Raw genomic sequence first — 22,337 nt, forward strand, 5'->3', positions numbered from 1 at the left:
GCAATTAATCTAGGTTAAGCTCTTGCAAAGCTTCTTTAGCATAGTCACAAATATATTGATCTTTGTCAAAGGTATAACGCTCTATAGCATTTTTGATAGTATTTACGTCAATTTCATCAGCAATAATTAACAAAGCATCTATAACTGATGCCTTAATTGTTCGTCTATTAGTTGGAGGAATAACATCAAAAATCAACCTATATCTTTGTGTAGGATCAACTTTGTAAGCACAAGCGATAGATTTAATTAATATTTCCAAACAAGAATCTGCCAAACATCTATGAGCTTCATTATCTAACATTGGAATATATAGCTTTTTAGCAACTAATCCAAGTATTTCTAAAACAGCAAAACTATCAATCTCAGCTAATAAGTTAACTGCGCCATCGTAGCTCTCATTAGCTTTACTATTTGCTCCCCATCGTAAAACATCCAAAACAGATTGCCATGAATTAATATATTGAAAAATAACCTTCCTTGATTTAGATCTTTGCAATGAAGATGATAAAAAATATTCTCTAATAAGTAGATCTGGATCACTTCGATAAGCATCAACAGAACTCGCTTTAGAAAAGCTTTGAGCATTATCTAGCTTGTAATCTTTTGAACTAGTAATTAATCCAGCCATTCAAAACCCCATTCTTCTTTAATTTCATCAGTAATCAAGCTTAAAAATGTTTCTACTGTAGATCTATGAGCTAAATCAAACCATGTTTGGTCATCTATATTTGTACCTGTAGTGCTAGCGGTTAATTCCAAAATAATAACTGGGAGGCTATCATTTGGTTTAACACCTTGATGTAATCTAACAGATAAATTCCCATTATTTTCTTTTAATTCAAGCTCTAAATTAAAGTCAAATCTACTAGGATTTAAAGATAGACTATCAAATCTTTCAGTAAAAAATCTAAATATCTTTTGATGATCACTAACACTATTCCACCCAAAGCTTTGATCTATTTGATTGATGTACGAAAGTTCATAGCGGATTGGCTGTAATGGTGTGCCTTCAGTATTTATCCACCAATCTTGAAAACCTTGCCATTCTTGGGCGAATTTTGGATAAATTTTTTGGAAGTGAAAGTATTGATCTTCTTCTTGTCGTCGCCAATTGTAATGAAAACGGTTTGCTTGTAACTGAACTAGTTGTTTTCTGTCTTCAGACTCAAACCAAACTCTCCGAAGATTTGGAAGGATGGATAAAAATTCAATTGCGCCTATTGGTGGTCGATCTAGTGGTGGGTTAGGAAACTTGTCTCGGATAGTTTGCCAGTACAAACCAAAATGAACAGATGAAAATTCTGTGGCATTGAACTCAATTCCACAAATTACCTCTGTTAGTGGTGATTTTGCGAATTTGGCTCTTGACATGTTTTTTCTTAAGACAGGTATATTTGCTGAACTGTTTTAACGATGACTCATTGTGATATCTAAAGTTATACTGCGATCATAGCCTGATTAAGTCTGTATAAACTTTAGCGGATATCACGAAAAATAAAGAATAAACTAAAAAGGTAGCTTTTTAGCTACCCTTCTAGCCTAGGTTAGGAATTATATACCCAACCGTTGATAGATTTGGTCAAGATTTTTGAGATGTTTATTCGGATCAAAACAAGCAGCTAACTCATCATCAGATAAAGTCGATCGCACGGTTTCATCTTCACTAATCAACTTACGGAAATCGCCTTCAGGTTTATTCCATGCTAAGTGCGCGGCTTTCTGGACGATCGCATAGCTATCTTCACGGCTCAGACCCTTAGTTACCAATGTGAGCAGCACTTGCTGACTGAAGACCACGCCACCATAACAATAGAGATTGCGCTCCATGTTGTGAGTATGCACCAACAGATTTTTGACCAGATCGGTGATTTCTCTAAGCATGAAATGGGTGAGAATGCAGCTATCGGGTAGGAGTACCCGTTCCGCCGCACTGTGGGAAATATCGCGTTCATGCCATAGCGCCACATTTTCTAGAGCCGTTGTCGCATAGCCGCGTAGCAACCGCGCCATACCAGTTAAGCGCTCCGAGCGAATCGGGTTACGCTTGTGGGGCATTGCCGAAGAGCCTTTTTGACCTTTGGTGAAATGTTCTTCAACTTCTAGTACATCGGTGCGTTGCAGGTTGCGAATCTCCACCGCAAAGCGCTCTATCGATGCACCGATCAGCGCTAATACTTGCGAATATTCCGCATGGCGATCGCGAGAAATTACCTGTGTAGAGGCACAGTCGGGCTGGAGTCCTAACTTTTGGCAAGCGATCGCTTCAATACGCGGATCGACATTGGCATAGGTTCCGACTGCGCCCGAAATTTTACCAACGGCAATAGTTTTGCTTAAGTTTAATAGGCGATCGCGATGGCGGAGCATTTCTGCTAACCAGCCAGCGAGCTTAAATCCAAAGGTAATTGGCTCCGCATGAATACCATGCGTCCGACCCGACATAATCGTGTAGCGATGTTGCTGGGCTTGGTAGCGAATGGCTTGGATTGCTTCTTCTAACTGGGCTTGGATGATTTCTAAGCTATCGACTAATTGCACTGCTAGAGCCGTATCTAGCACATCGGAACTAGTCAAACCGAGGTGGATGTAGCGCCCTGCATCACCTACATATTCATTTACGTTGGTCAAAAACGCGATCATGTCGTGTTTGACCGTTAATTCAATTTCATTGACGCGATCGGCATCGAAGTTTGCTTTTGCTTTTATTTCTTCGACAGCGTCGGCAGGTATATAGCCTAATTCTGCCTGCGCTTCGCAAACGGCAATCTCTACTTGCAACCAAGTTTGATATTTGTGCCGATCTGTCCATAACCGACCCATTTCGGGCAATGTATAGCGTTCTATCAAGATTTACGCTCTTGGAATAATCACAATTTATAACTATAGCAAATTTTCTCTACTATTGCTACAATTTAAAAATAGAAAAGCGGCGCATCGCGCCGCTTTTCTATTGCATCATCGTCAAAATTCCTTGCTGACCTAGCAACATTTCGCGCAATAGGCTAAAAATGCCAACACCAATTACAGGTGAAATATCAATACCGCCAATAGGCGGGATTAATTTCCGTAGCACAAATAACAAAGGCTCAGTCGGGAAAGTAATCAGGCTATAGGGAAATTGCTTGAGAGGAATCTGGGGATACCATGTCATGATGATCCGAAATATATACATCAGGATGAATAGTCCCAAAACAATATTGAGAGTAAGAGTGCTAATGGCGATCGCGTCCACGATAGTAACCAAATTTAAATTTCAAAATACTTAATTAAGATCGATCGTAACAGTTTTAACTGCTTTTTAAAATCATTCAAGGCGGCGCATTGCGCCGCATTGAATGATTTATTTCTCAGCTTTAGGAACTACCGACACAATCAAGAGATTATCGGGTTGTAATAATTCCTTGGCAGCACGATTGACTTGCTCAAAAGTTACTGATTGGATGCGCTGCGGAAACTTGTAAAAATCGCCAACTGGTAAGCCATAGATCTCATCGCTGAGTAAAGAACTAGCAATGTTATCAGGATCGGCAAACTCAGTCGAAAAATTATTGATCAAGCTCTTCTTTGCGACATCAAATTCAGCTTCGGTAATGCCCTGATCGCGGACATCTTTGAGTAGACCCACCGTCGCTGCGATCGCCTTGGCGGTATCCTTGCCACTGGTCTGCATCTGCACGATAAATGCGCCCTGTGGCGGTCTGCCCGCTTGGAAATAGCTGTAAATACCATAGGTCAAACCAAGGCGATCGCGTATTTCGGTACCAAGGCGACTGGATAATGTGTCACCACCTAAGACTTGATTTAGCAATATCGCAGGATAATACTGCGGATCAGAGCGAGAAATACTCGGATGTCCAATGATCGTCACCGCTTGAGTTTTACCTGCTAGAGATGTTTGCTTCTCGTTGGTAGCTGCAAGATTGGGGACTTTTGGGAATTGGAACTTTGGCGCTTTGCCAGTAGCTTGCCATTCACCCAATTTTTCTTCGAGTAAAGCTCTCACTGTCACAGGCTCGAAATCTCCCATCAGCGTGAGAATCGTACTGTCAGGGCGATAATAGGTTTTATAGAACTTTGCCAAATCTTCGCGTTTTAAAGATTTGATAGTTGCTTCAGTTCGCATCGCATTAAATGGATGTCCTTTAGGGTAGAGCGTGGATTGAAAAATCCGCCGCACTAGGGCATTAGGATTATCCAGTTCCGACTTAAAGGCTAAGAGATTGCGCTGAAGATTGAGGTCAAATTCCTTCGCTGGGAAAGTCGCATTTTGGAGCAAGTCGGCTAATTGATCGATCACAATTGGCAAATCTTTGGCTAAGGCAATGCCAGAAATACCCACACTTTCACGCCCTGCTGAAAATCCTAAACTAGCGCCACGATTTTCTAAACGCGATGCAAGGGTCAACGCATCTTTGGTGGTTGTACCATTAGTAAGATTTTGAGCTGTGATTCCTGCCAATCCCGCTTTTTCAATTACGTCAAAGCCTGCACCTGCTTTGATTTCACCTACTAGAGTTACCGTCGGTGTACTGCGATCGCGCAATAACAGAACTTTCAAGCCATTGGCTAATGTGAACTTGTCGGGCTGTACGGCTGTGGGAATATCGACTCGGTTATTTAAAGCGCTTTCTGGCAAATACTTCGCCACTTCCGATGGATCGACGGGCGAGCTAGGTTTAAACGCTTGAGCAGAATGGGCATTACTCGGAGTTGTGCCAGCACCAGCCGTAATTACCGATGGCTCGAAATATCCCACCACACGGCGATCGCGTGGCAAATATTGCTTGGCGACGCGCTTGACATCTGCACTCGTAACTTTATTGACTGCACTCAAATAGCGATCGCTAAAGCGATAATCCTTAGCGACAGTTTGGTTATAACCAATTTGAGTAGCTTGAGAACCAATATCACGATTGCCCAGAATATAACTAGCTCGCATACTAGTTTTAGCGCGTTCTAGTTCTGCTGGGGTAATTGGCTGCGTTTGGAGCTTGTCGATTTCAGCTAGCAATAGGCGATCAAGTTCTTCGAGAGATTTGCCCTCTGTCGGTGTGGCGCTCATAAAATACCAGCCCGTGCCAATCATTGACGATGCACTGCCACTGGCACTACTCGCTAAGCCAGTTTCCACTAGCGCTTGATAGAGCCGTGAACTTCTACCTGATGTGAGAATGCTATCCATCACGTCGATCGCAGCCACATCTGCGCCATCGACCTTCGGCAAGTCAGGATAGACGGCTTGCAAAAATGGCACGCTACCAGGTTCTTTGATCCGAATTGGCTCTTGAGCCGATTTAGGCTGTGGCGGTTTAGGCTTGTTTTTTTGGACTTCGGGGGTGATTAAAATTTTGGGCTTCGTTGGAGCTGCGATCGCACCATAGATTTCGCGCACTTTTTCGAGCGTAGATTCCGTCTCGAAATTGCCAACGATTACCAAAGTGGCATTATCAGGACGATAGAAAGTACGGTAATAGTTTTGGATATCCTCAACTGTATAGTTCTCAACATCGGGACGATAGCCAATTACCGGCCAACCGTAAGAACTATCGGGATAGGCTGCTAACATTACTTGTCGATAAAGTCGCGTGCCTGGACTGTTGTTGCCACCATCTAGCTCCGACAAAACAACAGTACGCTCACTTTTGAGTTCATTTTCACCCGCGACCGTATTGACCATGCGATCGGCTTCCAACCTAAGCATCGCATCCAGTTTGTCGCTCCCTGCTGTCCCCACATAGGCAGTCATGTCATAACTAGTAAACGCATTAGAGTCACTACCTAAGGCACTAAACAAGCGTCCAAACTGGATCGGACGCTCTTTTGTACCTTTAAACAGCAAATGTTCAAGCTGGTGAGAAATACCTGTAATCCCTGCTTTCTCGTTTTGGGAACCAACGCGATACCAAACCTGCACACTGACAACAGGAGCCGTATTCACTTGCTTAGTTAACACCGTCAAACCGTTCTCTAAGACAGTTTTAATCACATTTCCTGTCAACGAGTCGGGCGATTGGTTAGTAATTGTAGTAGTTTTAGCAACTAGATCAGGTTGAGCAGCATATGCTTGACCACCTGACAATTGCCACAAAGATGATTGCCAAGATAGGGGCAAGTTACCGAGCATCACCACTGCGATCGCGGTGGCTAGTCCTCGACTCAAAAAAGAGAGCATAAAATTACGCTTCACCGAAATCTCCACGAAATACAGTTTTATTATAAGTAAATGTACATAGTTAATTACAAACCCAAACCTGTAAAGTTGCGCCCCGCAGGGGCGCAACTTTACAGGTTTGGACTAACTAACGTCAGTTTGAGTTAAGCTTGAGAAATTGACAACTCAAAAGGCAAAAGCCTCACTCAGTGAGGCTTTTGCCTTTTGACTCCAAGAGAATATTATCCCGAACTCACGTTAACTATCATTATGAATACAAGCGATGACTTGAGTCCTTCGTTTTCTCACTCTGAACTGAAATCTGATTATACTTACGAGTTAATGGATGTAGAAGCAATCCAAAAGGCTTTAGGGCGATCGCGTGCTTCTATATATCGCTATGCCCATACTGATCCAGCACAAGGTTTACTTAATTTACCCTACGATCCAACGAGACTAAATCCTGAACTACGCCAAAGCGATCGCGAACCTTTATTATTTCATCCCACGGAGGTATCAAGATTTGCACGGGATGTTTTGAAAATGAAACAGGTGACCATTCAGGTACAAGAGCCAGCCCAAAACGAGACTAATCGACTATTACGAGAAATTTTGCAAGAGATGCGATCGCTTAATCAAGCGATCGCATCTTTGCGTAATCCCTAAAAAAAAGGCGGTGCTTAGCACCGCCTTTTTTATCTAGTCTTCATCCTCAAACTCATCATCATCTTCCTCATCATCATCTTCAAATTCGACATCATCATCCACTAGCTCATCGTCAAAACTGCGACGACTGCGAGGTTTATCGACGACGCGAATTGGCTCAATTCGAGGCTCAATGATTTGATAATTGCGCGCAGTATTGTCATCAATGATCACATCATCCGCTTCTTCGTCATAGCCAAGTTCTGGCTCATAGCCATTATCGACATCTACGATTGGCGTATCGTAAGCATTAAAGCCCGTACCCGCAGGAATCAAACGACCGATAATCACGTTTTCCTTCAAGCCACGTAACCAGTCAGACTTACCTTCGATCGCAGCTTCGGTGAGAACACGAGTGGTCTCTTGGAAACTCGCTGCCGAGATAAAGCTGTCGGTATTTAAACTTGCCTTCGTAATACCCATCAATACAGGCGTGTAATCCGCAGGTGCGCCGCCCGTAATTTCCATCGCTTCGTTGATTTGTTCAACTTGATGAAGTTCTACCAACTCACCAGGAAGACGAGTGGTATCACCACCATCCTCGATCCGCACCTTTGAGGTCATCTGCTTCACGATTACCTCAATGTGTTTATCGGAAATATCTACACCTTGAGATTGGTATACAGACTGGACTTCGTTCATTAAGAACTCTTGTACCTTTTGCAAACCAATTAGAGCAGCTTTTCTTACTCCAAGGGATTCCTTGTAAGCATGGAAATAGATGTCGAGAATGTCGTGGGGATTGGCAGGTCCATCGGTAAGTGCTTCACCAGCCAAAAGCTTCTGACCATCAGAAATAATTACACTCTGACCCGCATTGAATGAATAGTCATCATCCAGAACGCCATCATCTCCAAGAATCTTTACTTCAGGATTGTCGTCTGAGTCGTAGGTAACTTGAGCAGTTCCTGTTGTCCGCGCAAGTACACACATTTCCTTGGGTTTACGTGCTTCGAGCAGTTCTTCAATCCGAGGTAACCCTTGGATGATGTCTCCAGTTTTGGCACGTTCAAATACCAGTAACGCAATGTTGTCACCCCGCTGAACAAGGTCAGCATCATGGATTTGCAACAAGGCTCCAGGGGATACGAGGTAGGGGCGACCGATCCGAAATACGACTGAGTCATTCTCAATCCTGAGGACTTGTCCAGACTCTTCTGTAATTACACCATCGCCAATTTCATCACCCGATCGCAAGAGATCGCCAACTTGAACTGTGGGATTAGGACAATGAGTCGTAATGCAATCGGCTTCCGTGACTACCAGCAAACGACGAACGACTTCCGAGCCTTGACGAATACCACGGATCTGACCTGGTTTCTTACAAAGAATTTCGGTACGCGCAACAACTGCACCTGGCTCAATGCGATCGCCGTCATTTACCAATAGTCTTGTACGCGAGTTGCTATGGGCAGGATCGCCAGAGTTGTCTTGACGAATCACCAACGATTCGAGAATCACCAATTGCAAGCGCAGACTTCCTGGGTCGGTATCGTTAGGAATGAACTCGATGTCCGCTGCTAATTGAGGGGCATCAGTATCAACTTCTAACAATAATTGGGTCTTCAATAGCTCAACGCTATCGATCGCCTTCACGCGATCGCCATCTTTGTAAGGAATGCGCTGAACTGCACGTAGACCAATTGAACGACCTTCTTGATTAACCGATTCTTGGCTAGGAACCGTTGGTACATCAGGGACTTGGTATTCTTCTACAGGACGCAACAGCAATGCTGGGCCCTCGGTTGAGTCCAGATATTCCACATAGCGGAGTTCGGGCGAAGTCAATCCTGGCATAATTTCCGTGCCTGGATAAGCCAAAGTTCCATTCTTTTGCATCGCCGTTTGCGGATCATCGACCAAATGCAAGTCACCTGGCTTGATCACGATTTCGCGCAAAATATCGTTCTTTTGGAATACTTCGACTACACCAGCTGTTTGACTGAAGATATCCTTGACTACTTCTGTACCAGCTTCAATAAACTGATTTTCTTCCACCATCAACAGCGAAGCATCTTTATTAACTTCATGGGTTTCTTCAGGAACCCAGAGCAATGTGCCGCCTTTAACGACTTCATAACCCTGCTTACCCTTGCTGCGCTTCGCAACTTCCACACCCGCAAACTTGATAATACCGCCACTCTTAGTTTGGTAAGTATCATCAATCAATTCGGCAACGACTTGATTATTAATCAACTTCGTCCCTGGAGAAGCTTTAAGGGAGAAGCTTTGACCACCTTGAGTCTCAAGCACATAATGCTCGCGCCCTTGATAGCTTTCTTCCTTGACGATCGCCTGATCCAAGATTACCGAAGCAGTGATGATTTCCACTTCACGGTTGTGGCGACTATCTTCTTCGCTAAGACGGACAACGCCACCATGCTCAGTAATCAAGCGGGTTTCCGCAAGCACATCGCCCTCTTGGACTTGCGCTTCATTTTTGACGGTTGGTTCCGCAGTTGGGGGTAAATCATAGACTTCACCAGCCAATACCCAAACTCGACCTTTTTCACCACGAGCGACGTAGCTGGTATTACCTTGACGGTCTTTTTTCTCTTCGATCGCAAGATCTGAGAATAATACTTCGCCAGCTAAACCAGTATTGAGCGCCTTAGTCGCTTTTTCTGTGGTTTTACGAGAGGTTTTACCAGTGATCGATACCTCAGCCATCAATTGGTTTTGAGTTACTTTCTGTCCCTCACGCACCAATAATGTCGAACCTTGAGTGATCGCATAGACCTTTTTGCCTTCAGAACTTTCTAAAGAAAAGTCACCATTGGACTCAACGATAAAGGCATCTTCACCGTGACGAGTACGCATGGGGCGAACTTTCAGCTTTTTGTTGTATTTGATTGTGCCATCATAGGGAGCGCGTTGCTGTTCCGCAACTTCTCCAGTAAATACACCCCCCGTGTGGAATGTCCGCATGGTAAGCTGTGTACCAGGTTCACCGATGGACTGCGCTGCAATAATTCCCACAGCTTCGCCGATGTTTACTAACTCTAAATGAGCTAAGCTCCAGCCATAGCACATCTGGCAAACTGCGCGAGTAGATTCACAAGTAAAGGCAGAACGCACACAAACTTCTTCGACACCAGCTTTTGCTACGGCTAGCGACAAATCTTCAGAAATTTCTTGGTTATGAAAAACAATCACTTCGCCTGTTTTCGGATCGACAATATCCTCGGCAGCTACACGACCAAATAAGCGATCGGAAAGCTTGATCAGGGTCTTTTCCCCGTCTTTCATTGCTTTCAGACGAATGCCGCGAGTCGTACCGCAATCATTTTCGCGGACGATTACATCTTGTGATACATCTACCAGACGGCGAGTAAGATATCCAGAGTCAGCAGTCCGTAACGCTGTATCTACTAGACCTTTACGCGCACCGTATGAAGAAATAATGTATTCAGTAACTGTTAAACCTTCGCGGAAGTTAGTTTTAATAGGTAAATCGATGATTTCGCCTTGTGGATCAGCCATCAAACCGCGCATACCTACTAACTGACGTACTTGCGAAATGTTGCCACGCGCACCAGAGAACGCCATCATATAAACAGAGTTAAGAGGATTATTGCTCTTGAAGTTTTTCACCACCTCATCCTTGAGATTCTCGTTAGCCACGTTCCATGTATCAATTACCTTTTGGAAACGTTCTACTTCAGTGATTTCGCCTCTTGTATAACGGCTTTCTGTTTCTTCAATCTCCAGTTCCGCCGCCGCTAGCAAAGCTTTTTTACTAGCAGGAACCTGCAAATCCTCAATACTAATTGAAACACCTGCCTGAGTCGCATAGCGAAACCCTAAAGCTTTAAGTTGATCAGCAACGTTAGCAGCGCTAGTGGTTCCATAATTCGTAAAAGCCCAAGCAATTAACTTTTTCAGTTGACCTTTGTCAATTGTGCGATTGATAAAGCGCTGAGGCTTCTTTTCTTCAGGCGAGTCCGTGTTGCTAGTCGTGAAATCTGCCATGGTATTAAGCTATTAAATAATCTTTGGAATAATTAATCGAAATTCTATGGTTTTTAGTCACATCGCCAAGCGATGTGACTAAAAACAGTTAGCTCGCTAGGGATGCATAGATTGCTTGATTGAAAATCACACGCCCAGGAGTGGTTTTAATGTATTGAGAAATCAAACCGCCTTCAGCATCTTCACGAATACGACGGAAATCAAATTCCTTTACTTTCGTACCATCTTCTAGAACTGTGACCTTGGGTTCTTCATCGTCTTTTTCTTCGCCTTGTCCTTCAAGAATTCCTTCAAAACGCACCCAAACACTGGCGTGAATATCAATTTCGCCCTGTTCGTATGCCATCACGACATCATTAAAGTTGGAAAAGTAACGTCCTACACCCTTCTGTTTGTAAGGATTATCCGTTGTGAGATAGTAACAACCCAAAACCATATCTTGGCTAGGTGTAACGATCGGACGACCAGTTGCAGGTGAGAGGATGTTATTAGATGCAAGCATCAATAGACGCGCTTCCGCCTGAGCTTCAATCGACAGAGGCACATGAACAGCCATTTGGTCACCGTCGAAGTCAGCATTAAAGGCTGGACATACAAGCGGATGCAGTTGAATGGCTCGACCACTGACCAGCAAAGGTTCAAAGGCTTGAATACCTAACCTGTGCAGCGTCGGAGCGCGGTTGAGCATGACTGGATGTTCGCGGATCACATCTTCAAGAACATCCCAAACGGCTGGATCATTGCGCTGAATCAGTTTCTTTGCCGCTTTAATGTTATTCACCAACCCTGTTTTAATCAGGCGATGAATCACAAAAGGCTGGAATAGCTCGATCGCCATTTCCTTGGGCAGACCGCATTGGTGGATCTTGAGGTTAGGTCCTACAACGATCACCGAACGACCTGAGTAGTCAACCCGTTTACCGAGCAAGTTTTGTCGGAACCGACCTTGCTTACCCTCGATGATGTCCGAGAGCGACTTAAGGGGGCGATTATTTGCACCAACGACTGTGCGTCCACGACGACCGTTATCGATCAATGCATCAACAGCCTCCTGCAACATCCGCTTTTCGTTACGGACGATAATTTCAGGCGCAAGAATTTCCTGCAATCGCGCTAGGCGATTATTACGGTTAATTACTCGACGATAGAGGTCATTCAAATCGCTGGTTGCAAAGCGCCCACCGTCAAGCTGTACCATCGGACGTAAATCTGGAGGGATCACAGGAATGACATCCAATACCATCCAGTCTGGTCTAGAACCAGTCGCCACAAAGTTATCAACCACGCGCAGACGCTTAATTAATTTGGCGCGTTTTTGACCTTTAGAGTTTTCGATGTCGGTACGGAGACGCTCTGCTTCTTTCTCAAGATTGATATTTTGCAATAACTGCTTGATTGCTTCTGCACCAATACCTACTTCAATTCCGTCTAAGACAGGATCTTCAGCATAAATCTGATCTTCGAGATCGATCCATTGATCCTCCGACAGTAATTGCTTATAAGAAAGGTTATAGGCAGTAGCGATCACTTCTCCTACTTCAACAATTTTTCCTTCTGAAGTAGTTGGAGTATGCTTGGGGTGCAAAGGGTAAGCTGTCTCAACGCCATCAACTCCACGCACACGAATTTCTCGACTATTGACTACGGTGACTTCGCCATCAACCTCGGACTGAATTCCAGGATTAAGGACAACGTAGGCATTGAAGTAAACAATTTGCTCAACATCACGTAGAGGGATATCTAGCAGAGTAGCCATATAACTAGGGATCCCCTTGAGATACCACACATGGGTAACTGAGGCAGCTAGCTTAATAAAGCCCATGCGATGACGACGTACTCGTGATTCTGTCACTTCCACACCGCAGCGTTCGCAGACAATGCCACGATGGCGCACACGTTTATATTTACCGCAATGACATTCCCAATCCTTTGCAGGACCAAAAATCCGTTCACAGAACAAGCCATCCATTTCTGGCTTCAATGTGCGGTAGTTAATAGTTTCTGGTTTTGTGACTTCGCCAACCAAACTGCCATTTGGCAGGATGCGCTCGCCCCATTTACGAATGCGATCGGGTGATGCCAAGCCAATCTTGACATAGTCAAATCGCTGTTCCACTTTCGCCATACGTTACAACGTCCTTAGTAAATTGACTATTTATAAATTCTTTAGCTGATTATCAATAAATTCGTAATTCGTAATTCGTAATTGATAATTACGAATTACGAATTACGAGTTATCTAATTTAGTTAGTCATCATCTTCATCAAAATTGATATCGCCTCGATAGACTGACTCATAGGTAGGACGATTTGGTGTACGGCGTGAGCCAGTATCCACCATCAAATCCACTTCTGTATCTTGGTTACTGCCGTCCTCAGACAGCTTGTGGACTGAGACATCCAAACATAAAGACTGAAGCTCTCGCACCAATACCTTGAAAGATTCAGGAGTGCCAGGGCGAGGAATTGCATGACCTTTAACGATCGCATTGAGAGCTTCGTTACGTCCCGTCATATCGTCAGACTTGACCGTGAGCAACTCTTGAAGGATATAGGCTGCACCAAATGCTTCCAACGCCCATACTTCCATTTCTCCAAAGCGCTGACCACCCTGCTGTGCTTTACCACCGAGAGGCTGCTGAGTAACTAGTGAGTAAGGACCAGTCGATCGCGCATGGATCTTGTCATCGACAAGGTGAACTAGTTTCAGCATATATGCTTTACCTACGGTCACGGGTTGATCGAATGGCTCACCAGTCCGCCCGTCATATACTGTCAACTTTCCAGGGAATTCATCATTGAAGATCCAGTCTTTGCCAGTGTGTTCACGCGCATGGGAAAGTTGACCATTGATCAACTCGCGCGAGGCTTCTTCACCGTACATTTCATCAAAAGGTACGATCTTAAAGCGAGCATTCAAGTTTTCCGCAGCCCAACCGAGCAAGCATTCAAACACCTGTCCAACATTCATCCGTGAAGGTACGCCCAGAGGGTTCAACACGATGTCGAGAGGAGTACCATCGGGCAAGAAAGGCATATCTTCTTTTGGTAAAATCCGAGAAATAATTCCCTTGTTACCATGACGACCAGCCATCTTGTCGCCGACTTGGATCTTGCGTTTTTGAGCGACATAGACGCGGACGACCATGTTTGCCCCAGGGGGTAACTCATCGCCTTGTTCGCGAGTAAATACGCGCACATCAACAACACGACCCTTTTCACCATTAGGCACACGCAAAGAGTTATCACGTACATCACGAGCCTTTTCACCGAAAATCGCTCTTAGGAGTTTTTCTTCGGGTGGTTGATCGGATTCACCCTTAGGTGTGACCTTACCAACAAGGATTTCTCCAGAACTTACCCAAGCACCAATGCGGATAATGCCCTGCTCATCAAGGTTCCGAAGTGAATCTTCACCGACGTTAGGAATTTCGCGAGTGATTTCTTCGGGACCGAGCTTGGTTTGTCTTGCCTCAATTTCGTATTTCTCAACGTGAATCGAGGTGTAAACGTCATCAATTACCAAACGCTCATTGATTAGAATTGCGTCTTCGTAGTTGTAGCCTTCCCAAGGCATATAAGCAACGAGAATGTTCTGTCCGAGCGCGATTTCGCCGCCTTCAGTTGCGGAGCCGTCGGCAAGAACTTGTCCTGAAACCACAGTATCGCCAACCCAGACCAGAGGACGCTGATTTAAGCAGGTGTCTTGGTTCGATCGCTGATATTTTTGCAGACGGTAGCTGCTCTCTAGTCCAGTATCATCAGCCTTGACGCGAATCTCATCAGCAGATACATAGGAGACTTCACCTGTAACCCGCGAGACGATTACCATCCCTGAGTCACGAGCGGCTTGAGCTTCTAGCCCAGTACCAACAAGAGGACGTTCAGGACGCAATAAGGGAACCGCTTGACGTTGCATGTTCGATCCCATCAGGGCGCGGTTAGCATCGTCATGCTCAAGGAATGGAATCAGCGATGTTGCCACCGAGATAATCTGTACGGGTGAAACCGCGACATAGTCGATTTCTTCGGGACTTGCCGTACCCCATTCTTGACGATAGCGAATTGGCACGATTTCAAGGAAGATATAGCCTTCGTCGTTGGTAGCTACGTCACCAGGGGCGACACGGAATTCGTCTTCTTCATCAGCCGTCATATAGACAGGCTCTTGATTTTTCAGAACTTTACCGTTTTCGACCGCGTAGTAAGGCGTTTCGATGAATCCGTACTGGTTAACACGCGCGTGGGTTGCCAAGGAACCGATCAGACCTGCGTTAGGTCCTTCAGGAGTTTCGATGGGGCAGATACGACCGTAATGGCTAGGGTGAATATCGCGAACCGCAAAGCCTGCACGTTCACGAGTTAGACCACCAGGACCAAGAGCACTAAGACGGCGTTTGTGAGTTAACTCAGCCAGAGGATTAGTTTGATCCATGAACTGCGATAGTTGGCTGGAACCAAAGAATTCTTTGATTGCGGCTACTAAGGGTTTGGGATTAACCAAGGAAGCTGGGGTGAGAGCATCAACATCGGAGACGGTCATCCGTTCACGAATGATTCTTTCAAGACGGTTTAAGCCAACACGGACTTGGTTTTGCAGCAATTCACCAACTGACCTAACACGACGGTTGCCCAAGTGGTCAATGTCATCGATTTCACCGATGTCAAACTTGAGATTGATCAGATAGTTGATTGCAGTGAGAATATCCTTCTCGGTCAATACCCGCATGGTGTCAGGGGTATTCAAGCGCAATTTCTTATTGAGCTTATAACGCCCAACCTTTCCGAGATCATAACGTTTGGGGTCAAAGAAGCGCGATCGCAACAGTTCACGACCACCCGACTCTGTAGGTGGTTCACCTGGACGGAGCTTACGATAAAGTTCTTTGAGTGCTTCGTCTTCGTCAAACTGACCTTCTTTGTCAATTGTTTTCTGGAAGTACTCACGGTGAGTAAGAGCATCAAGAATTTCAGCATCACTCAAGCCGATCGCTTTGAGTAGTACCTGCGCAGAAAGTTTACGGGTTTTGTCAATACGAACCCATACAAGATCGTTCTTGTCGGTTTCAAATTTCAGCCATGCTCCTCGGTTAGGAATAAGGCTGGCGTTGTAAGTGCGGCGACCATTCTTGTCAATTTCTTGTTTGTAATAAACCCCAGGGCTACGCACAATCTGATTGACGATGACTCGCTCAGCACCGTTGATAATAAATGTTCCACGATCTGTCATTAGAGGCAGATCGCCGATAAAAACTTCTTGCTCCTTTATTTCTCCTGTTTCTTTGTTAATGAGCCTCGTGGGAACGTACATCTGTACGGCATAGGTGGCATCCCGACGTTTGGACTCATCAACACTGTATTTTGGGCGCTTGAGTTTATAATCTTTGGCAATAAAATGGAGTTCCATTTTGCCCGTATAATCTGTAATCGGTGAGAAACTCTCAAGCTCTTCAATAAGTCCTTCTTCTAGGAACCATCGAAAACTCTCCCGCTGGATTTCTACAAGATCTGGTAGAACGAAGGCAGGAGTAACAAGAGTAGGCTTATTCATGCACTAAGTGACTGCAGTTTTAGTGGGCGGAGTATATGTCTAGGTTTGACTCAAGACATAAGCTCATTATCCTAACGCAGCTGCGATCTGATTGTCAAGCTATTTTTTTTATGACCCAATTTTAAGATTTGTCGCACCATCGCGACAAATCTTAAAATTGGGTCATAAAAAGCTCACAAGAAATTACGCTTTGTGACTTTGGCAGGAAAATCTTTGTTGCGGATTTGGACTTGGAGAATTTGCCCCATTTTTGCTAATTCAGATGGGACATAGCCAAAGGCGATCGCCTTTCCCAGAGTTGGTGACATTGTGCCACTGGTTACAAGCCCGACAGTTTCGCCTTCATAACGAATTGGATAATCATGACGGGCAATATTGCGACCTTCCAATTCAAGCCCGATTAATTTGCGGGTGACTCCATTCTGTTTCTGCTCTTCTAAAACCTCACGCCCAATAAAATCACCTTTCTCTTTGAGATGCACGATCCACTGAAGATCGGCTTCGAGAGGTGTGATCGTGTCATTCATATCCTGTCCATAGAGATGCATTCCTGCTTCCAGACGCAAGGTGTCACGGCAACCTAAACCACAAGGTACAACTCCAAGATCGAGCAATTTTTGCCAAAGCGCTTTACCCGTTTCGATATCGGTCATAATTTCGCAGCCATCTTCGCCTGTATAGCCCGTCCTTGCAATAAAGCTGGATGTTCCCAAAATATCGGTGCGAGTATGCCCAAATCGCAAACGAGGTAATTTCAATAAATCCGCTGTTACTAACTCTTGTAATGTAGCGATCGCAGTTTTACCCTGTACCGCAATCAAGATTTGCGAATCTGAGTTATCAATCAAGCGATCGCCTAAGTGCCGTTGCAACCATGCTTTGTCTTTGTCGGTGGTTGAGGCATTGACGATAACTGACCAGTTTTCGCGATCGCCATCAGGCTCATGACGATAAAAAATCACATCGTCAATAATTCCTGCTTGCTCATTGAGTAAAACTGTATAGAGTGCTTGTCCAACCTTTAAGCGCCCTAAGTTCGATGGTACGAGTTTGTTCAAGGTTTCGAGAACACCTTCGCCTGCGATCGCAAATTTACCCATATGCGACACATCAAACATCCCCACCTGCGATCGCACGGCATTATGTTCGGCGACCAGCCCTTTATACTGCACGGGCATCTCCCAACCGCCAAATTCCACTAGCCGCGCACCAGCAGCAACATGGAGATCGTAAAGAGGAGTACGTTTGAGAGGGTTCGTCATGATTGTGATTAAAAATTATTACAACTATATATATTAAGTATTCCTGTATAGCGATCGCTTAAATCCATCGTCATAAATTAACAAGGCGATCGTTCCATAAACCAACATCAAAAAGAGGTCATTTTGGCCAAACTATTATAAATTGATGCATTATTGGGCTTAGTAGGAGCAAATATTATTTCAATTAGTATTAAACACATTCGCCAAATTCAGACAATAATCGATGATTTTGAAAACTTTCAATGCGTTGAAACTGCTCAGGCAATTCAAGAATACTTAGTTAGTCAAGAAATCAAGGGAAAGAGGATTAAAATTTATACGGGTTCGTCAATGGGATGGGATGCAAATATTTATGACGATCTTTTGGGATATGCGATTTCAGTTAATGGTCGGCATGAGGGAGTGTCGATTATTGTGAATGGAATGGAAGTGATCTATGACAATCTGCACCCAAATGGACTGCCTAGAAATCAATGGCTAGACAACCTAAAATTTGATGGTAAACTTTATCTAGGTAAGCAATTTCAAATCACTGAACAATACTTCTAATCTCAAGCAAAATTTCAAGCAGAGACTGGTGGATTATGACCGATATATATGAACTTATACAGAGGATCAGGACTAGACCAAGCATGTATTTGGGTAAACCTTATATTACTCGTTTTAAAGCTTTTTTAGATGGCTATATTGGTGCGAGAAATGACTTGGGTTTTGCTCTCAACGAACAGGAGGAAACGTTGAATAAATTTCAAGAATGGATTCAATCAAGATTTAAGATTACTTCTTCTCATTCATGGGCTGAAATAATTTTATTTTATTCTGGAGATGAGAGAGATGCTTTAGATAAGTTTTTTGAGTTGTTTGATAAGTTTCTGGGTAGTGAGGGCAAATTGCTATCGCCGCCATCTTCCCAAAATAAGCTATTAGAATCATCTACTCAGTTATCAAAGGAAACGGTTTCTTTATAAGATTTAGATATGACTAAATCTTAATAAATACAGAAATAATCGCCATATTGAGAAATAGCATTTGTACTTGAGCAGCTACTAATTTTTTTTGATTTTTTCAGTGAATCGGCTCGAAAGTTTTAATTTAAAAGCGCTGATGTGGATAGAGATGAGTGCAGATAGACAGGATACTCTGAAACGGCTATTACGGGCGATCGCACTTTCTGAAGGCGATTTTGCTTTGCTGTTGGCACGTTGTAACTCGATAGAGGTGCGCGATCGCCTTGTGGCAGATTTGAAGGCACAATTGGGGGATAGGCTTTACGATCGCCATGTCACAGATGCGGATGGGGTGGTAAATCTTGTCGATATTTTGGATGAGGTGGAGGAGGGGACGCAGGTAATTAGTGTCACGGGGTTGGAAGCTTCACCACACCTGAATGATATTTTGGCGCTGGCGAATAATGCGAGAGAGGAATTTCGGAAGCGGTTTAAGTTTCCCTTGGTGCTATGGGTGACGGATGAGGTGGATGCCCAACTACGCAGGCGATCGCCTGATTTGGCAAGTTGGGCTGCGCCTCCCTTTGACTTTGCTTTGGATCGTGCAGAATTGCAAGCAATGCTGGAGCGTGAGACTGCGGATGTTTTGGATTGGGCGTTTGCGCGGGAGGGTAAACGCGGGATTGGGCAAGAGTTACAGTGGGCATGGCAAGAATGGCAACGCCTTGAGGAAAACAGATCGCCTGAGTTAGCGGCAAAGGTTGCATTGGCATTTGGGATTGAGGCTGGGAGTGGTGATGTTGCACGGGAGCATTTTGAGAATTGTCTGGTGCAGGTGAGTACGGGGAGTTTGGCGGCGGCGGCGCGTTATCGGTTGGGTTTGTGGTGGCAACTGCGGGGCAAGCAGGAGCGCGTCAATTTTTTGGTGAATTGCGATCGCGCCCGTGAGCAGTTACAGATGGCTTGGCATGAGCCTGAGGGTAAGCAAGTATCGGTAGCTTTGGCTTTAGGTGAGATTTTGTTAGCTTTAGCTTTGCCAGAAACTAGAAATGCGACCCAATGGGAAGCATTAGCAAATTTTGCAAATGAGTTGGTAATTCTGCCCGACTGGGCGGCGGGGTTACGTGCTGAGGTGGCGATCGCAAGTCAAGATTGGCAAGTTGCCAAGACTGAAGCGGAGAAAGCTTTACAGGGAAAGGAGCGCCAAGGTTTTTATTTGTTGTCCTTGGGGCGATCGCTGATTGGTATGGAGCGAGCAAAGGAGGCGATCGCACCTTTAGAACAGGCGAAAGCTTTGGTATTGCCAGAGGTCGATCCTGATTTGCATATTCGGATTTTGCAAGCTTTGCATCGGGCTTATACGGTGGTGGGAAATTATCGTGATGCGTTTACGGTGAAGTGCGATCGCGAGTCGGTGGAAACGAGTTATGGTTTTCGGGCGTTTATTGGGGCGGGAAGGTTGCAACCACAGCGTCGTGTCGGGGCGATCGGTGAGGATGCGATGGAGGAGGTTGCGGCTTCGGGACGACAGGCGGATATTGAGGCGTTGGTGGATCGGGTTAAACGCAGCGATTGTCGGTTAACGGTGGTGCATGGGCCGTCAGGTGTGGGGAAAAGTTCGCTGTTGCAGTCGGGGTTAGTACCAGCCTTGCGGAAGGTTATTCATCAATCGCGATCGGTTCAACCTGTGGTGATTGAGCATTATGAAGATTGGCAAGGGGAATTGGCGAGTAAGTTTGGGAGATCCCCCCTAGCCCCCCTTGTGAAGGGGGGAAAAGAAGAAGATCTTGAAGTCCCCCTTTTTAAGGGGGATTTAGGGGGATCTGAGTCACTTATCGCGCAACTACACGATCGCGATCGCCAGAATCTAATTACGGTTCTCATCTTCGATCAGTTTGAGGAGTTCTTTTTTAAGCATACGGAAGTACCCGATCGCCGTAAGTTATATGATTTTTTGCGTGAATGTCTGGCTGTGCCTTATGTATGGGTGATTTTGTCGTTGCGTGAGGATTATATTCACTATTTGCTGGAATGCGATCGCCTTGCCAATATTGAATTGATTAACAATGACATTCTCAATAAGAATGTGCGCTATTACCTTGGTAATTTCTCGAAGGAGAGAGCGAAGGCGGTAATTAAGGAGTTGACGGAGCGATCGCCTTATCGGTTGGAGGAGGCGCTGGTGGATCGGTTGGTGGCGGATCTGGCGGCGGAGTTTGGGGATGTGCGTCCGATTGAGTTGCAGGTGGTGGGGGCGCAGATGTTGCATGGGGAGGCGAAGATTACGACTTTGGCGGCGTATGAGGGGTTGGGGAAGAATCCGAAACGGGCGCTGGTAGAGGGGTGGTTGATGCAGGTGGTGCGGGATTGTGGGCAGGAGAATGAGGAGTTGGCGCAGAGGGTGTTGTATGCGTTGACGGAGGAGCCAGAGAAGCGTCCAAAGAAGACTAAGACAGAGTTAATAAGGGAAGTGAGATTGGATTCTTCGGAATTATTGGGAGATGAGCGCGATTTGATAGTCAGGGGAGATTTAGATTTTGTGTTGAGAGCTTTGATTGGGGCTGGCTTAGCTTTTGATATTCCTGCTAGTCCAGAGGTTTGCTATCAGTTGATTCATGATTATCTTGTAAAGCCAATTCGTCAGCAATTTGGAGGGGAACTAGAGAAAAGGTTGGAGGATGAGCGACAGAAACGGAAGGAAGTAGAGGCAAGTTTACAGAAACGAAATAAGTGGTTGTTGCAGGGGAGTTTGATTGCGGCTTTGGTCATGGCTGGACTAAGTTTAGTGGCGGTTGGGTTTGCATTGGAATCAAAGAATCAAGAGAAAATTGCTAAACAGGAAAAAGAGAACGCAGATAGACAAACAGTAATTGCTAAACAACAGAAAGAGGAGGCTGAGAAACAGACGAAGCTTGCTAAAACTCAGGAGGGAATTGCTAACGATCAAAAACTAGTGGCGAATAAGGCGAGGGACTCTGAAAAAACAGCAAGGGAAAAGGAGGAGGAGCGTCGTAAGGAGGCGGAACAGGCGAAACAGAATGAGTTAGCACAACGACAGATTGCGGAGCAGAAGGCGGATATTGCGCGACGGGCTGAGGCTGAGGCGAAAGAATTCGCGCAAAAAAGTAAGTTGGATACGCTGAATGCTGAGGCGGTGGTGGATAGTCTCTATTGGAAGGGGTTAATGGATGCGGAGCTATTGAATCTGGATGAACAGGTGGCGATGGTTGCCAAGTCAAAAGAGAAATGGCTCCAGTCCCTAGGCGATCTTCGGGGAGATACTAGACTAGAGCTTATGTCTACCGTTCATCGGGCTACAATGATCCGCAAAGAAAAAAATAGATTCCAAGGTCATCAAGATCCCGTCTCTAGCGTCGCCTTTGCACCCGATGGGAAATCCATTCTCACGGGCAGTGGGGATAAAACGTCGAAGTTATGGAGCATCGATGGCAGATTGCTACAAACCTTCCAAGGTCATCAAGATTACGTCATTGACGTAGCGTTTGCACCCGATGGGAAATTCATTCTCACTGGGAGTAGAGATCAAACGGCGAAGTTGTGGAGCATAGACGGACATTTGCTGCAAACCTTCCAAGAAGAATTTCCAGTCACTAGCGTAGCTTTTGCGCCCGATGGCAAGAGCGTAGTCATTGGAAGTGGTAAATTGCGGTTCGGGGATTGGGGATTGGGGGAGGGGGGAACAGCGAAGTTGTGGAGCATAGACGGACGCTTGCTGCAAACCTTCCAAGA

The 22,337-nt window shown here is 45.1% G+C and carries 13 protein-coding genes; 4 read left to right on the forward strand and 9 right to left on the reverse strand.

What is annotated here, in order from left to right:
* Window positions 1–4 precede the first annotated feature (4 nt).
* From APA_RS17080 to APA_RS17100, 5 genes are all read right to left on the reverse strand, one after another.
* Complete coding sequence (locus APA_RS17080; protein ID WP_201323459.1) at window positions 5–628, reverse strand: hypothetical protein; 624 nt, start codon at window positions 626–628, stop codon at window positions 5–7.
* Complete coding sequence (locus tag APA_RS17085) at window positions 616–1,371, reverse strand: TIGR04255 family protein (protein ID WP_201323460.1); 756 nt, start codon at window positions 1,369–1,371, stop codon at window positions 616–618. Before APA_RS17085 ends, APA_RS17080 begins: the two co-directional genes overlap by 13 nt.
* 180 nt (window positions 1,372–1,551) lie before the next feature.
* Window positions 1,552–2,847 carry an adenylosuccinate lyase gene (gene purB / locus APA_RS17090; protein ID WP_201323461.1) on the reverse strand — a complete coding sequence of 432 codons (1,296 nt, stop codon included), beginning with the start codon at window positions 2,845–2,847 and terminating at the stop codon, window positions 1,552–1,554.
* Between the two features lie 100 nt (window positions 2,848–2,947).
* Window positions 2,948–3,232, reverse strand: a complete 285-nt coding sequence (locus tag APA_RS17095; protein ID WP_201323469.1) for a YggT family protein — start codon at window positions 3,230–3,232, stop codon at window positions 2,948–2,950.
* A gap of 108 nt (window positions 3,233–3,340) precedes the next feature.
* Window positions 3,341–6,172 (reverse strand): pitrilysin family protein, encoded by a 2,832-nt coding sequence (locus tag APA_RS17100; protein WP_201323470.1) that lies wholly within the window; start codon window positions 6,170–6,172, stop codon window positions 3,341–3,343.
* Between the two features lie 321 nt (window positions 6,173–6,493).
* Here APA_RS17100 and APA_RS17105 point away from each other — a divergent pair, with 321 nt between their 5' ends.
* The gene (locus APA_RS17105; RefSeq protein WP_201323471.1) at window positions 6,494–6,817 is read left to right on the forward strand and encodes a resolvase; all 324 of its coding nucleotides are present in this window, start codon (window positions 6,494–6,496) and stop codon (window positions 6,815–6,817) included.
* Window positions 6,818–6,850: 33 nt separating this feature from the next.
* Here APA_RS17105 and APA_RS17110 read toward each other — a convergent pair whose 3' ends face one another.
* The 4 genes from APA_RS17110 to gcvT all read right to left on the reverse strand — a co-directional run bounded on the left by APA_RS17110 (window position 6,851) and on the right by gcvT (window position 17,640).
* The gene (locus APA_RS17110) at window positions 6,851–10,828 is read right to left on the reverse strand and encodes a DNA-directed RNA polymerase subunit beta' (protein ID WP_201323462.1); all 3,978 of its coding nucleotides are present in this window, start codon (window positions 10,826–10,828) and stop codon (window positions 6,851–6,853) included.
* Window positions 10,829–10,916: 88 nt separating this feature from the next.
* Window positions 10,917–12,953, reverse strand: coding sequence for a DNA-directed RNA polymerase subunit gamma (rpoC1, locus tag APA_RS17115; protein ID WP_201323463.1), 2,037 nt, complete (start codon window positions 12,951–12,953; stop codon window positions 10,917–10,919).
* A gap of 122 nt (window positions 12,954–13,075) precedes the next feature.
* Window positions 13,076–16,378, reverse strand: coding sequence for a DNA-directed RNA polymerase subunit beta (rpoB, locus tag APA_RS17120; RefSeq protein WP_201323464.1), 3,303 nt, complete (start codon window positions 16,376–16,378; stop codon window positions 13,076–13,078).
* 173 nt (window positions 16,379–16,551) lie between these two features.
* Window positions 16,552–17,640, reverse strand: a complete 1,089-nt coding sequence (gene gcvT, locus APA_RS17125) for a glycine cleavage system aminomethyltransferase GcvT (RefSeq protein ID WP_201323465.1) — start codon at window positions 17,638–17,640, stop codon at window positions 16,552–16,554.
* A gap of 153 nt (window positions 17,641–17,793) precedes the next feature.
* On the opposite strand from gcvT, the gene APA_RS17130 reads away from it, so the two are divergent.
* The 3 genes from APA_RS17130 to APA_RS17140 all read left to right on the forward strand — a co-directional run.
* A complete protein-coding gene (locus APA_RS17130; RefSeq protein ID WP_201323466.1) occupies window positions 17,794–18,189 on the forward strand; it encodes a papain fold toxin domain-containing protein in 396 nt (131 codons plus the stop codon).
* Window positions 18,190–18,272: 83 nt separating this feature from the next.
* A complete protein-coding gene (locus APA_RS17135; RefSeq protein ID WP_201323467.1) occupies window positions 18,273–18,608 on the forward strand; it encodes a hypothetical protein in 336 nt (111 codons plus the stop codon).
* Between the two features lie 148 nt (window positions 18,609–18,756).
* The coding region (locus tag APA_RS17140) for a hypothetical protein (RefSeq protein ID WP_374101367.1) at window positions 18,757–22,337 on the forward strand (3,581 nt) is incomplete at its 3' end.

Source organism: Pseudanabaena sp. lw0831, assembly GCF_016584665.1.
In the GTDB taxonomy this organism is placed as follows: domain Bacteria; phylum Cyanobacteriota; class Cyanobacteriia; order Pseudanabaenales; family Pseudanabaenaceae; genus Pseudanabaena.